16 protein-coding genes and 1 pseudogene are annotated in these 13,417 nt (G+C 66.0%); 6 read left to right on the top strand and 11 right to left on the bottom strand.

What is annotated here, in order from left to right; all coding sequences use genetic code 11:
• Position 1: 1 nt before the first annotated feature.
• Positions 2-1,012: a radical SAM protein gene (locus tag LZC95_40595; GenBank protein ID WXA92734.1), complete on the bottom strand. Its 1,011-nt coding sequence runs from the start codon at positions 1,010-1,012 to the stop codon at positions 2-4.
• A 14-nt stretch (positions 1,013-1,026) separates the two neighbouring features.
• On the bottom strand, positions 1,027-1,449 hold the full coding sequence (locus LZC95_40590) for a LysR substrate-binding domain-containing protein (protein WXA92733.1): 423 nt from the start codon (positions 1,447-1,449) through the stop codon (positions 1,027-1,029).
• Between the two features lie 53 nt (positions 1,450-1,502).
• Here LZC95_40590 and LZC95_40585 point away from each other — a divergent pair, with 53 nt between their 5' ends.
• Positions 1,503-2,006, top strand: coding sequence for a hypothetical protein (locus LZC95_40585; GenBank protein ID WXA92732.1), 504 nt, complete (start codon positions 1,503-1,505; stop codon positions 2,004-2,006).
• 42 nt (positions 2,007-2,048) lie between these two features.
• Positions 2,049-2,924, top strand: a complete 876-nt coding sequence (locus LZC95_40580) for an NmrA family NAD(P)-binding protein (GenBank protein ID WXA92731.1) — start codon at positions 2,049-2,051, stop codon at positions 2,922-2,924.
• Here the strand turns inward: LZC95_40580 and LZC95_40575 are convergent, their stop codons facing one another.
• Together LZC95_40575 and LZC95_40570 are read right to left on the bottom strand one after the other, a co-directional pair.
• Positions 2,925-3,311: a Rid family detoxifying hydrolase gene (locus LZC95_40575; protein ID WXA92730.1), complete on the bottom strand. Its 387-nt coding sequence runs from the start codon at positions 3,309-3,311 to the stop codon at positions 2,925-2,927.
• A gap of 44 nt (positions 3,312-3,355) precedes the next feature.
• A complete protein-coding gene (locus tag LZC95_40570; GenBank protein ID WXA92729.1) occupies positions 3,356-4,243 on the bottom strand; it encodes a LysR family transcriptional regulator in 888 nt (295 codons plus the stop codon).
• A gap of 78 nt (positions 4,244-4,321) precedes the next feature.
• Here LZC95_40570 and LZC95_40565 point away from each other — a divergent pair, with 78 nt between their 5' ends.
• Positions 4,322-5,209 carry a VOC family protein gene (locus LZC95_40565; protein ID WXA92728.1) on the top strand — a complete coding sequence of 296 codons (888 nt, stop codon included), beginning with the start codon at positions 4,322-4,324 and terminating at the stop codon, positions 5,207-5,209.
• Here LZC95_40565 and LZC95_40560 read toward each other — a convergent pair.
• The 3 genes and pseudogenes from LZC95_40560 to LZC95_40550 form a co-directional block, all read right to left on the bottom strand.
• Entirely contained in the window at positions 5,206-6,630 is a 1,425-nt protein-coding gene (locus LZC95_40560; protein WXA92727.1) for an anthranilate synthase component I family protein, read from the bottom strand. The genes LZC95_40565 and LZC95_40560 overlap by 4 nt on opposite strands.
• Complete coding sequence (locus tag LZC95_40555) at positions 6,627-7,511, bottom strand: 3-keto-5-aminohexanoate cleavage protein (GenBank protein ID WXB00263.1); 885 nt, start codon at positions 7,509-7,511, stop codon at positions 6,627-6,629. The genes LZC95_40560 and LZC95_40555 overlap by 4 nt, the downstream gene beginning before the upstream one ends.
• Positions 7,512-7,520: 9 nt before the next feature.
• A pseudogene (locus tag LZC95_40550) lies at positions 7,521-7,919 on the bottom strand (hotdog fold thioesterase).
• A gap of 162 nt (positions 7,920-8,081) precedes the next feature.
• On the opposite strand from LZC95_40550, the gene uppS reads away from it, so the two are divergent.
• Positions 8,082-8,903 (top strand): polyprenyl diphosphate synthase, encoded by an 822-nt coding sequence (gene uppS / locus LZC95_40545; protein WXA92726.1) that lies wholly within the window; start codon positions 8,082-8,084, stop codon positions 8,901-8,903.
• Positions 8,904-8,911: 8 nt separating this feature from the next.
• Positions 8,912-9,739: a phosphatidate cytidylyltransferase gene (locus LZC95_40540; GenBank protein WXA92725.1), complete on the top strand. Its 828-nt coding sequence runs from the start codon at positions 8,912-8,914 to the stop codon at positions 9,737-9,739.
• Positions 9,740-9,969: 230 nt separating this feature from the next.
• On the opposite strand, the gene rpsD is transcribed toward LZC95_40540, so the two are convergent.
• Positions 9,970-10,581 carry a 30S ribosomal protein S4 gene (gene rpsD, locus LZC95_40535; protein WXA92724.1) on the bottom strand — a complete coding sequence of 204 codons (612 nt, stop codon included), beginning with the start codon at positions 10,579-10,581 and terminating at the stop codon, positions 9,970-9,972.
• An 86-nt stretch (positions 10,582-10,667) separates the two neighbouring features.
• Positions 10,668-11,108 carry a hypothetical protein gene (locus tag LZC95_40530; GenBank protein ID WXA92723.1) on the bottom strand — a complete coding sequence of 147 codons (441 nt, stop codon included), beginning with the start codon at positions 11,106-11,108 and terminating at the stop codon, positions 10,668-10,670.
• 281 nt (positions 11,109-11,389) lie between these two features.
• Between LZC95_40530 and LZC95_40525 the strand changes: the two genes are divergently transcribed.
• Positions 11,390-12,721 (top strand): Glu/Leu/Phe/Val dehydrogenase, encoded by a 1,332-nt coding sequence (locus LZC95_40525; GenBank protein ID WXA92722.1) that lies wholly within the window; start codon positions 11,390-11,392, stop codon positions 12,719-12,721.
• Between the two features lie 78 nt (positions 12,722-12,799).
• Here the strand turns inward: LZC95_40525 and LZC95_40520 are convergent, their stop codons facing one another.
• Positions 12,800-13,186 (bottom strand): type II toxin-antitoxin system VapC family toxin, encoded by a 387-nt coding sequence (locus LZC95_40520; protein WXA92721.1) that lies wholly within the window; start codon positions 13,184-13,186, stop codon positions 12,800-12,802.
• The gene (locus LZC95_40515) at positions 13,183-13,413 is read right to left on the bottom strand and encodes a type II toxin-antitoxin system Phd/YefM family antitoxin (protein WXA92720.1); all 231 of its coding nucleotides are present in this window, start codon (positions 13,411-13,413) and stop codon (positions 13,183-13,185) included. The genes LZC95_40520 and LZC95_40515 overlap by 4 nt, the downstream gene beginning before the upstream one ends.
• Positions 13,414-13,417 lie beyond the last annotated feature (4 nt).

Here is a 13,417-nt window from a genome sequence, read left to right as displayed (position 1 = left end):
GCTACTCGCCGCTGTTGTTCCCGCTGAAGGACTGCCATACCCGAATGCCCTTGCGCCGAGCCTGTCCGCCGCGATGCTCGTCGCGCGCGCATCCCGCTCGAGGAGACCGGGCGCGGAGTGCATCTCGGTGTGTTCGCCATACCCGGAGTGCATCTTCCGCCGACTCGATGGGAAAGGATGCCTCCTGAAACGAGCAGCTTTGCACGCGTTTGTCGGTCGTGACGCTGAGAAAATCCAGGCCCGCTCCGCAATCGCCACCATCGTCCATGCCATCGAAGAGCCGGTGAACGCCAAGCCGCGCGCCGAAGCAGACCGATACGCGACACGGTATGGGGCTGGTTCGAATGATCGCAGCGAGTGCTCCTTCGCTTCGGGCGCTCAGGACCATCGACGGGTCCGGCCCCACGTACGAGAGGAGCGACACATCCCGCGCGCCCAACGCCGCGAGCTCGAGAAGCAGCGATGGCAATCCGGCCATCGTGCCCTCGTGCACCAGAACATTGGCACCCCACATTTGGCCCGCCCGAAGGAGCGCCCCCGCAGCACGGCGCCACTCCACGTCTTCGTAGATGGAGACGCGCACCTGCCCGAGCGCCCCCGAGAGATCGCCGAGAACGCGGTCGGTGAGCAAAGTCCCGTTCGTGGTCACATGGATGGCGAGCCGCGTCGTCTTTCGCAATCGCCGGACGAGGTCCACGAAACCGCGGAACGCAAACGGCTCGCCGCCGCCAAACGCGACCTCCAGCGTCCCTGCTCGGGCGAGCCCTTCGAGCATCGCGGCTGCCGAATCCACCGTCCACGCACTCGCACGCGACGTGTCGCGCGAGCAAAAATGGCAGGCCAAATTGCAAACATTCGTGATGCCAAACATCACGACACGCGGTGCTTGCCACGTCAGCGTGCGGGTTGCCTCGCTTTCCATGCGAAGGCTCGTGCCCGTGGCGGGGTGGAAATAAAGCATCGCGCCGTCGAGCGGAAACGCGCGAAATTCGCGAAGGGATAATGGAGTCATTTGGCCGGACTACGCTAAATCCCTTTTGCGACCTCCGCCACACACGCGCGCAACCAGCTGTGGGCTGGGTCGGCGCGGCGGCGTTCGTGCCAGAGCATGGACATGGAGAAGCTGGGCAGCTCGAGCGGCGGCTTGATGAGGACCAAATCGAGCGACGGGGCGAAGGTGCGCGCGACGCGTTCGGTGAGGGTGAGGACCGTGTCGGTTTGCCGCACGATGTGGGGCGCGGCCAAAAAGTGCGGCACCTCGACGGCGATGCGGCGGCGTTTGCCCAGGCGGGCCAGCGCAATGTCGACCACCGCCCCCGCCTGCCCGTGCGGCGAAACGAGGGCATGCGGCAGCGAAACGAAGGTCTCCAAATCGAGGCGCCGGCGCGCGCAGGGGTGGCCTTTGCGCAGAACGCAGACGAAGCGCTCGCGAAAGAGGCGCTTTGCCAAGATGCCGCTGGGCGTCGTCTGGCCATGGCCGGCACGTCGAAATCCGGAATATCGTGCTGCGGCAATCCCAAAACGAGATCGGCCCGCCCCTCCGAAAGCGAATCGCCCCATGGACGGGGGTCCGCGATGACGCGCACATCGATGCCGGGCGCCTCCGACCAAATGCGCGCGAGAAGCTTCGGCATGAGCACCAGCTCGATGTAATCGCTGGTGCCGATGGTGAAGCGCATGCGCGCGCTGGCCGGGTCGAAGGGCGCGGGGCTGGCCACGATGCGAGCGATATCGCCCAGGGCGCGCTCGAGCGGTCCGAGCATCGCCTCCGCCCGCGGCGAGACGACCATGCGTTTTCCCGCGCGCACGAGCAGCGGATCGCGCAGCTTGGTGCGCAACCGCGCGAGGGCATGGCTGGTGGCCGATTGCGTGAGGCCGAGCCGTTTGGCTGCCTTCGTGACATGCCGCTCCACGAGCAGGGCATGGAGCGCGAGCACCAGGTTCAGGTCCAGGCCACGAAGATCGGCTGCGTCGAGATGCACCTCATGCATGGTTCATATGTGTAGCATTGATTGGATACATGCTTCGACGCGCCGTAGCTTACGGGCATGTTCGCTATTGCTGGAGTCTCTGGAAACACGGGTTCGGTCGTCGTCGATACCTTGCTTGCCAAGGGCAAGAAGGTGCGTGTCATCGTGCGCGACGCCAAAAAGGGAGAGCCATTTCGTGCGCGCGGCGCGGAAGTGGCCGTGGCGTCGTTCGAGGACGTGCCGGCATTGACCAAGGCGCTGGAAGGCGCGGAGGGCGCGTATTTCCTCCAGCCGCCCGACGTCACGGCGACGGACTTCCTCGCAGGGCGCATCGCCTTTGCCGACGGCCTTGCGCGCGCCATCGATGCGAGCCGCGTCCCGCACGTCGTCTTCCTCTCGTCGATTGGTGCCCATCGTCCCGACGGCACGGGCGTCATCGTTTCGCTCTACAACGCCGAGCAACGGCTTGCGAAGACGCAGGCCAAGCTGACCTTCGTGCGCGCGGCCTATTTCTTCGAGAACTGGGCCCCTTCTCTCGGGGCGGCTGCGGCGTCGGGCAAGCTGCCCACGTTCATCGAGGCCGAGCACGCGATGCCCATGATTGCGACGCGCGACATCGGTGCGGTGGCGGCGCAGGCGCTCATCGAAGGCCCGCCCGCGGAGCATATCCAGATCATCGCCCTCGAGGCGCCGCGCGCGTACTCGCCGCGCGATGTCGCGGAGGCGGCGGCGCGTGCACTCGGCCGACCCGTGGAGCCGGATTTCGCGCCGGCGGAGGCCATCGAGCCGGCGTTTCAGAGCTTCGGCATGTCGGCGGACGTCGCGCGGCACATGCGCGGAATGTACGTGGGCATCAACGCCGACGTCGTGCGCTTTGCCGGAGCGGGCGAACGGCACGTGCGCGGCACGACCGAATTGGAAACGGTCGTGCGCGCACTTCTGCCTTCGACGTGATCAACGCTTCGCGACCAACTCGATTTCGACGCGCGCGCCGAGGGGAAGGGCGGCCACGCCGATGGTGGTGCGCGCGGGGTAGGGGGCGGTGAATTGCTTCGCGTACACCTCGTTCATCGCCGCGAAGTCGGCCATGTTCGTCAGGAAGACGTTGCACTTGACGACGTTGTCGAACGTGAGCCCCGCCGCGGTGAGCACCGCCTCGAGGTTCTTGAAACATTGCAAGGTCTGGTCTCCTACGGAGCCTTCGACGAGTCGGCCCGTGGCGCTGTCGAGCGGGGTTTGCCCGGACAAGTAGACGTAGGGATCCGTATCGACGGCGTGTGAATACGGACCGACGGAAACCGCATTGGGAGCGGTGATGGATTTGCGTGCCATGTGCCGCATGCTCACATCGCTTTCGGCGGCGGCGCAACCTCCTTCGAAGTGGCTCAGCGGCCGAACCGTTCCACCACGAAGTCGACGAAGGTGCGCAATTTCGCAGGCACCGGCTTCTGCGGTGGATACACGATGTGCATGGGGACCTTGGGGAACGGATACTCCGGCAGCACGCGCGTCAATCTTCCCGCGGCGAGATCGTCGGCCATTTGGAACTCGGGCTGCAGGGCGATGCCCATTCCGCGCACCGCCGCGGCGCGCAAAGCTTCCCCATTGTTGATCTTGAGCCGCGCGCGGATCTTCACGGGCTGAGCGATGCCGTCCGAGGTTTCCATCGGCCAGACATCGCTCCAAGCGCCATGCGCATGCCCGATGCACGTGTGCCGCGTGAGATCGTCCGGCCGCTTGGGCACCCCGCGCGCGGCGAGGTAATGCGGGGAGGCCGCGAGAATGAAGCGCACGCTGGCGAGACGCCGCGCCACGAGAGGCGAAGGCGCGAGCGGGCCCACACGCACCGCGGCATCGAATCCCTCCTCGACCAGGTCCGTGTAGTGGTCGCTCAAGATCAGCTCGACGTTCATGTCGGGGAAGCGCGTGAGGTAGTCGGCCAGCGCGGGGGCGAGTCGGCACGCACCGAACGAGGCCGTGGTGGTCACGCGAAGAAGGCCGCGCGGTGAGGCGCGTAGCTCGTCGGCCGTGCGATCCATGGCGTCGATCTCGGCGAGAACTCGCGTGCACCGCTCGTAGTAGATGCGCCCGAACGTGGTGAGGCGCTGCGAGCGCGTGGTGCGCTGAAGAAGCTGCGCACCGACGCGTTCCTCGAGCGCGCGCACATGCCGGCCGACCATGGCGGGCGTCATCCCGAAATCACGCCCGGCGGCCGCGAAGCTGCCGCGATCCACGGCGCATACGAAGAGCGACATGCCGGTGAGTCGGTCCATGATTCGATACTATTAGTACGGAATGAAGGTACGAACCTGGAGATTATCACGCTGCGGGTACGGATCTATCCCTGGGGCATGTCGAGAATCATTCCCCTGGCCGTTGTACTCTTGTGCGTGGCCTGCTCGGGCAAGGAGCCCAAGCCAACCTCCGCGACAGGAGCCTCCGTGAAAGCGAACCCCGTTCAGGAAATGCGTGTGGCGCTCACCGTGGATGCGTACGACAAGGCGCTTCATTTTTATCGCGACGGTCTGAAGATGCGCGCTGTCGAAACGTGGGATCGGCCCGACGGTAGCGGGGCAATTCTGGACGCGGGGCGCGCCACGTTGGAGATCCTTTCGACGAAGCAAGTGGAGCGGATCGATCGCATCGAGGTGGGGCGGCGCATTTCCGGGCCGGTGCGTCTCGGGCTGGACGTGGAGGAGCCCGAAGCCGTTGCGCGGGCCTTCGAGGCCGGCGGGGCGGAACGTCTCGCGGGGCCGGCGGCGGCGCCGTGGGGGACGACGTTCCGGATGCGCGCGCCCGATGGAATGCAGTACACCCTGTACGCCGGCCCTGGCGAAAAGACGGGTGCGTCCATCCGCGAGCTGCGCATCGCGCTGACCGTGGACAAGTACGACGAGGCGCTGCGCTTCTACCGCGATGGGCTCGGGCTTCCCGTGCGCAAGGCGTGGGCCGAGCCCGAGGGAAGCGGCGCGATTTTCGAGGCGGGAAGGGCCACCTTGGAGCTTCTCTCGACCAAGATGGCAGAATCCGTCGACCGCATCGAGGTGGGCCCGCGCGTGGCGGGGCCCGTGCGCGTGGCCCTCGAGGTCGACGATTCGGCGAAGCGTGGCGAGGCCTTGATGGAGGCGGGCGCGCAGCTGCTCGGCGGGCCCGTGGTCACGCCATGGCTGGACAAGAACGTGCGCCTGCGCGCGCCGGACGGCATGCAGTACACGCTGTTCACGAAGTCCGCGCGCTAGACGACGTCGCGCGGTGCGGCCTCGATGGAGGCGAGGACGGCGCGCGCTTTGTTGCGCGTCTCCATGGCCTCGTCGGCGGGGACGCTGCCCTCGACGATGCCCGCACCGGCGGTGACGTCGAAGCCGTCGCCGCGGCACACGGCGGTGCGAATGGCGATGGCAAAGTCGAAATCGCCGTGCTGCGTGAGGTAGCCCACCGCGCCGCCGTAGATGCCGCGCGGACGCGACTCGAGCTCGCGGATGATCTGCATGGCACGCAGTTTGGGCGCGCCGGAGAGCGTGCCCGCGGGAAAGGCCGCGCGGAAGGCTTCGAGCGGCGGGATGCGCGTGGGGTTCACGCGTCCTTCGACCTCGCTCACGATGTGCATCACGTGGGAGTAGCGGTCCACTTCCATGTTGCGCACCAGGCGCACGCTGCCGATGTCCGCCACGCGGCCCACGTCGTTGCGGCCCAGATCGATGAGCATCACGTGCTCGGCGCGCTCTTTGGGATCGCTCAGAAGCTCCGTCTCGCGCGCCGCGTCCTCGTCGGGCGTGCGGCCTCGCGCGCGTGTGCCGGCGATGGGGCGCACGGTCATCACGCCGTCTTCGAGGCGCACCAACGTCTCGGGGCTCGCGCCGGAGATCTGCGTGCGCGCCGTTTCTCCTTCCGCCGGCGGAAAGTCGAGAAAGTACATGTACGGCGACGGGTTGAGCACCCGCATCGCGCGGTACACGTCGAACGGATCGCGCCCTGCTCGGGGCACGTGGAAATTGCGCGCCAGCACGATCTGAAAGGCGTCGCCCGCCGTGATGTACTCCTTCGCGCGGCGCACGATGCGCTCGTACTCCGCGTCATCCATGCTCACGGCCACGTCGGCCGGCAGCCGCGTGCGGTCCGGCAGCGCAATCCGGCGCAGCGCGCCCGGTGCCAGGAGATCCCGCTCCGCGCGGTCGACTTCTTCCTCGGTCTCCGCCGCGATGGTGAAGGTCTGCGCGAAATTGTCGAACACGACCACGGTGCTTCCACCGACGAAGCGCGCGAGCGGGGCCCGCGTACCCGGCCACGTATCGACTTTGTCGATGGCGTGCACCAGGTCCCAGCCGAAGTAGCCGACGTGCGCGCCGGCGAGGCGCTCGGCCGGGGTGCGTGGCTCGACCTTGCTCGCGAACAGCGCGCTCGCGACCGAGATGGGATCTCCTCCCTGCGATGGCGGCGAAAACGGTGCGTCGCCGCGCACGGTCCACTGCCCATTCGGCAGAAGGGCGGCCTCGTAACGCGGCCGGTAGCCGAGCATCGAGAGACGCCCCCAGCGTTCCCCCGCGACGACGCTTTCCAGCAGAAACGACGCCGTGCCCTCCGCGGCATCGCGCAACAGCGCGTACGCTCGCACCGGGGTCAGACCATCGGCGACGAGCGTCCGCGTGACGAATCCGTTCACGTGGCGTTGCCTGCGATGCCGAGGAGCTTGCGGGCCATCTTCGGCTCCGCCGGCGTGCGCCCGATGCTGCGCGCATACTGCGCGGCCCGCAGCACGAGTGGGGCGCTTCCCTCGGAGAGCACGCCCTTCGAGAGGTAAATGTTGTCCTCGAGGCCCACGCGCGCGTGCCCGCCGAGCCGCATGGCCAACTCGGTCATGGGCTGCTGGTGCCGGCCCACCGCGGCCACGGCCCACGACGCTTCTTCCGGGATGAGCGTGCGCATGAAGCGCACGTGCTCCTCGCGCGCGCCGATGGCACCCGGGACTCCGAGCACGAATTGGAAGTGCAGCGGCCCGGTGAGCGTTCCCTCCTTCACCAAGAGCAACGCCTCTTCGATATGCCCCACCTCGTAACACTCCAGCTCGGGAATGCTCCCCGCCTTGCGAATCCGTGCCGCCATGTCGCGGATCTCACGCCGCGTGTTGATGAACACGTCGTCGCCGAAGTTGATGGTCCCGCAGTTGAGGGTGGCCATTTCCGGCCGGCAGGCGAGGGGGCCCGCACGCTCCTCCATGGACATGCCGACGGCCCCGCCGGTGGTCGTCTGGATGATGCAGTCCGTCTTCGCGCGGATGGCCTCGATGGCCGCGGCAAAGCGCTCCGCCGATTGGGTCGAGCTGCCATCGTCGTTGCGCACGTGGAGGTGAATCACCGCTGCGCCGGCCTCGCGACAGCGGGCGGCCTCGTCAGCAATTTCTTGAGGAGTTATGGGCAGATATGGCGTCTGGGCACGGGTGACTTCGGCCCCGACGATGGCCGCGGTCAAAATGATGTCCGGCGGCGGGGTGGGGGTGACGATGGGCTCGGGATCCGGCGCCGGGCCCGCGGGAAGCGCGGGCATGTAAAGCTCGCGCGGCTTTCGCTGCAGGCCCTTGGGCACGACGCACGTGCCGGTTGCACGGCAGACGACCACGTGGGGCTCCAAGAGATCCGCCGCGCTCGCGGGCAGCCCGGATTCGCGCAGGTTGGCGATGACCTTGCGCGCTTCGAAGCGCATCTGTCGGCTGGTGTTCCCGACCGAGAGCAGCTCCGCGGTGGCCTCGATGTAGTCGCCCGCGAAGACGGGGGCCAGAAACTCCACGGAATCGTAGGCTCGGAAGAGCCCTTCGTCCCCATCGAGCCGAATGAGGAGCTCGGTCGCGAGATCCCCGAAGAGCGCGAGCATGCGCGCCCCGTCGACGAGTTCCCCGGCATAATGCGCATCGTGCGACGACATCCGAAGGCGCAGCGTGACCTTCAAGCCTACCATGCCACCATACGTACCATGGTGAGCCCTTCCCGAGAGGCATCAGTTGCCACGACTTACCGCCATGGCCGAGGACTTCGTTGCCGGCGCGGTCGCCCCGTGATACCTAGCGCATCCTTGTACCGCGCCATTGCGCGCGGCCCTCGTTTCTTCCGGTAACGCTGCATGACGCTCGTCGAAGCACGCAATCTCCCGTCCCACGTCGGCATCATCATGGATGGCAACGGCCGTTGGGCGCAGCAGCGCAATTTGAGCCGTGTTCGCGGCCACAAAGAAGGCTCGCACGCCGCCCGGCGCATCATCCGCGCGGCCCGGCGCCTCGGCCTGCGCGCGCTCACCCTGTACGCCTTCAGCGAGCAGAACTGGGCCCGCCCGGAGGACGAGGTGGATGCCCTCATGGAGCTCCTGAGGGAGTTCCTGCTCTCCGAGCGCGAGGAAATCCTCGAAAACGGCATCCGGCTCAACGCCGTTGGCAACCTCGGCCGCTTGCCGGCCTTGGTGCGCGCCGTGCTCGACCCGCTGCGTCGCGAGAGCAAGGAAAACCACGAGATGACCCTCACGCTGGCCCTGAGCTACGGCGGCCGCGAGGAAATCGTGAACGCCGCCCGTGAGCTGGCCCGCGCGGTCGCCGCCGGCAAGCTGGCGCCGGAGGACGTGACCGAGCAAGCGCTCCACGGGTTGATGCCCAGCCTTCAGGTGGGCGATCCGGACCTGATCATCCGCACCTCGGGTGAGCGCCGCATCTCGAATTTTCTTCTGTACGGGCTGGCCTACTCCGAGCTTCACTTTGCCGACGTGCTCTGGCCCGACTTCACCGCGGAAGACTTTTACCAGGCCATCGCGAGCTACCAGGCCCGCGAGCGCCGCTACGGCCTCACCGGGAACCAGATCGAGCATCTGTCGCTGGGGCAGCAGCCGGCCAACGGCACGTCGTCGAACGGCTTGCGCCCGGCAGATCGAGCGGAGGCGGCGCGGATCGCCGTCTGATCGGAACGATGGCGGTAACCAAGTCGAACCTGGCGATGCGCCTTCTGACGGCGGCCGTCGCCGTCCCGGTCATCCTTTTCCTCCTCTACAAGTGTCCGCCGTACGCGTTTTACTTCCTCGCGTTTCCGGCGGCCTTGGTGGGCAGCTTCGAGCTGTTCGCCATGACGCACCCGGGGGACCGGGTTTCGCAGGTCGTGGGCGTGCTCCTCGCCGCGGCCGCGTCGCTTCTCGTTTGGTTTTTCGGCCACGACACGCGCGTGCTTCTCACGCTGCTCGTCGCCATCCCGCTCCTCGGGCCGCTGCTCACGTTGATTCGGGTGGGCGACATTTCCACCGCGGCGTTGCGTGCCTGTGCGATGGGGTTCGGCCCGCTCTTCGTGGCGCTGCCCATGACCATGCTCGCGATGCTTCGTCGCGACATGCAGGACGATGGGCCGGGCTACGTGCTCGTCACCTTGATGTTCGCGTGGCTCGCCGACACCGGTGGCTACTTTGCGGGCCGCTTTCTCGGTAAGCACAAGCTCTACGAGCTCGTTTCCCCGAAGAAAACCGTGGAAGGCGCCGTGGGCGGGCTTGCGGGCTCCGTCGTGGGCGCCCTGCTCGCGAGTCTCGTGTATTTGCCCGCGTTCCCGTTGGCCCACTCGATTCCGCTCGCCATCGTCGCGAGCGCATTGGGCCAGGCCGGTGACCTCGGTGAGTCCCTCTTGAAGCGCTCCACCGGCGTCAAAGACTCGGGCGCCATCGTTCCGGGCCACGGCGGCGTCCTCGATCGCATCGACGCCCTGCTCCTCACGAGCACCGCCGTGTACCTGTACATGCTCTGGGTCCACCACTAGACAGCAGCCAGCCGGAGGCTGGCGGACCGCCGCCGAGACGGCGGCGCTCCATCCCACGCACCGCCTTCGAGTGCGACATGGAGCGCCGGCATCTTGCCGGCGGTTAGCCGGCTTCCAGCCGGCGACGCGCTCGACGAGCCACTTCGATGCGCCTTAAAAGACGGAACGCCGGCCTTGTGACGGGCCGGCGGTTGCCGCAGCTTTCCTGGACGGCGGAACCGTCCGGAGGCCTACATCTTTTGCGAGTAGAACTCGACGACCAGCTGCACGCGCAGCGGGAAGAGGACCGCGCCCTCGTCCGGGAGGGACGAGATCGTGGCTTGGCGCTTCGTGCGATCGACGTCGATCCACGGCGTCTGGAAGCCGTCCGCGACGGGGAAGGCTTGCTCGACGGCCGCGTGGATCTTCTTGCGATCCCGCACGGTGACGACGTCGCCCTTCTGGATGCGATAGGACGCGATGTCGACGCGCTTGCCGTTGACGAGGATGTGCCCGTGGTTGACGAGCTGGCGGGCGGCCGGGATCGTGCGAGCGAAGCCGGCGCGGAAGACGATGTTGTCGAGACGGCGCTCGAGCAGCTCGATGAGCTTCGGGCCCGTGTTACCGGCCGTGGTCTTCGCCTCGTGCATCAGGTGACGAAGCTGGCGTTCGCTCACCCCGTAGTTCATGCGGACCTTCTGCTTCTCGAGAAGGCGCACTGCGTACTCGGAGAGCTTCTTGCGCGCTTGACCGTGCTGGCCGGGGGGATAGGGCCGGCGTTCCGTTTTCTTGGGGGACAGACCGGGGAGCTCCGTCCCGAGCTTCCGCATGATCTTAACGCGCGGACCCGTATAGCGACTCATTGCTCAAATTCCTCCAAACATTTCAACCGTGCTCCGGCAGAGTTTGCCGATTCTAGGAAAGCCGGCGGCGCAAGGTACACGGTTTTTCAGGAAAGGAGAGCACTTTTGGCACGAACGACGTCGTCGACAAGTGCTTTTTCCAAACGGGCCACTTCTCCGTAGTTTGGCAGCCGTATTTCGTGCATTCCTGTAACGAGCTGGACAAGAGATTTGTAGTCCGGCGCTTGAGCTTTCCAGTTCGCGACCGGGAACGTTTCGTAGAACCCCTGGGTCAGACGCGAGGGCGTCAGCACGGAAATGCGTGCCTCGGGGTGCCAAAGCTGCAGATGCCAGAAGCCGCGCGTCACGAAGTACTGGAACTTCCGACCGCCAAAGAGCCTCACCTCCCAGCCTTCGAGCACCATGGCCAGATCGCGCTCGCGCGGATCGTGCGGGGGCGGCGGCCAGTCGGGCACGTGCAACCGGTTGCGGAGGTCTCCGTCCACGGACAGCGGGCGCTCAAGGACGACGGTCGTGCGGCTGCTCATTTTCCTCCGATCCGGCCTGGTTCGAGGTCGAATGTGAAAGTGAAAATCATATTCATCAACTGCCCGCATCTGAACGACCTTCCTCGCCCCTGTCAAGCGAAACCCATTTCGCAGCACACCTCCTATGTTTCCGGAGTGTTTCGAAAAGCCATCTCGCTCGAACGATCCCGCTGGCGAAAGCGATGGCCGATGTCTAGAACGAGCGGCACATTTTGAACCGCCGATCGCGAAAGCGACCCCCCAACCGCACCGAAGGCGACGCTTTGCGTCGAAATCCACCGATGACCGACTCGGAAAACAAGCCCGTTCCCGTGCCCCCGCCGTCGCGCACGTCGCTCCCGTCGACGACGACGAAGAAAGAATACGACTTTTTCGGAGTGATTCAGGACTACCTCGATGAAGCCGCGGCCGCGGCGAACCTCGAGCTGTTCGTCCGCACCATCCTGAGCCAGCCGAAGAACGAGATCATCGTCAACTTCCCGGTCCGGATGGATAACGGAGAGGTCAAACTCTTCAAAGGTTACCGCGTTCAGCACAACAATCTGCTCGGACCGTTCAAGGGCGGCATCCGCTTCCATCCCGACGTCAGCCTCGACGACGTGAAGGCCCTCGCCGCGATGATGACGTGGAAGAGCGCCCTCATGCGCCTGCCGTTCGGCGGTGGCAAAGGCGGCATCAAGTTCGACCCGCACAGCGTCACGCCGCACGAGCTGCAGAAGATCACGCGCCGCTTTACGCATGCCCTCGGCATGAACATCGGCCCGGATTACGACATCCCCGCCCCCGACGTCGGCACCAATGGCCAGACGATGGCGTGGATGATGGACACGTACTCCAACATGATCGGCAGCTACCAAAAGCAGAGCGTGAAGGGCGTCGTCACCGGCAAGCCCGTCGCCTCCGGCGGTACGCTCGGCCGCGCCAAGGCCACTGCGCAAGGCATGGTCTTCTGCCTCATCGAGTGGGCGAAGGAGCACAACTTCCAGCTCGAAGGCAAGACGATGACGGTGCAGGGCTTCGGCAACGTCGGCTCGCACACCGCGGTCATCCTCGCGCGCCTCGGCGTTTCGACCATCGCGGTCGGCGACCACACGGGCTACCTGTTCAACCCGGAGGGCTTCAACGCCCACAAGCTCCAGGACTACGTGCAGCACCACGGGTCGATCGCGGGCTACCCGGGCGGCAAGCCCATCTCGCGTGAAGAGTTCTTCGCCACCAAGGCGGACATCTTCGCCCCGTCGGCGCTCGAGAATCAGATCAAAGAAGCCGAAGCCCGCCAGCTTCAGTGCACGGTCATCGTGGAAGGCGCCAACGGCCCGACGAACCCGGCCGGCGAGAAGATCCTCGAAGAGCGCGGCATCACGATCCTTCCCGACGTCCTCGCCAACTCGGGCGGCGTCACCGTCAGCTACTACGAGTGGGTGCAGAACAAGCGCTCCGAGAGCTGGACGGAAGAAGAGGTCGACGAGAAGCTCGAACGCGCCATGGAGCGGGCCTACCGCGAGGTGAGCGACTACGCTCGCAACAAGAAGGTGAGCCTCCGCATCGCGGCGTACGCCATCGCGCTCTCGCGCATCGAGGCCGTGTACAAGGAGCGCGAGATCTTCCCCTGAGCTGAAGATCGCCGCATTCTGCGTGCAGCCTGCAAAGAAGGGCTCCTCCGAAACGAGGGGCCCTTCGGCATTTGCGGATCAAGGGCGAAGGAGTTCCACGTCGTACGCAGAAAACGCGGCATCGGCCGTCACGATTTGGAGCCCTTCGCACTGCGCCTGGGAGATGAGCAGTCGATCGAACGGATCACCGTGATGGCGTGGCAGTTTGCTGACCTGCAGGGCGTGCGCATGATGAACCGGCAGACTGGAAGTGCCGCTGGACTGCATGCGCGAAGGCACGTATTCCGCCGGCGGAAGTGGCAAGGGCAGTTTGCCGAGCGCGTATTTGATCGAGATCTCCCACGAGCTGGCCGCGGACAAGAGCAGCTCGTTCGCTGGGTCGGCGAGGCGATCGAGCAGGGCGGAGAGGCGTTCAGGCTCGCTTTGCAGCCAAAGCCAGCAATGCGTATCGAGCAGATACCTCATCGCTCGAAGGCGGCGAGAATCTCGTCGGAGAGCGGAGCATCAAAATCGTCCGGTACGCGAAAAACGCCTCGGTCAATGCCGAAAACGCGCTGTACGGGTTCTCGAAAGGGGACGAGCTTCGCGATGGGGCGGCCACCTCGAGCGATCACGATTTCCTCGCCGGCGTCCACGCGCTGAAGAAGCCGCGAAAGATGTGTCTTCGCCTCATGAACGTTGACCTCTTTCATTGCT

Source organism: Sorangiineae bacterium MSr12523, assembly GCA_037157775.1.
In the GTDB taxonomy this organism is placed as follows: domain Bacteria; phylum Myxococcota_A; class Polyangia; order Polyangiales; family Polyangiaceae; genus Pendulispora; species Pendulispora brunnea.
Note: the sequence above shows the minus strand (reverse complement) of the source record. Positions and strands in the feature narration are given on the sequence as shown.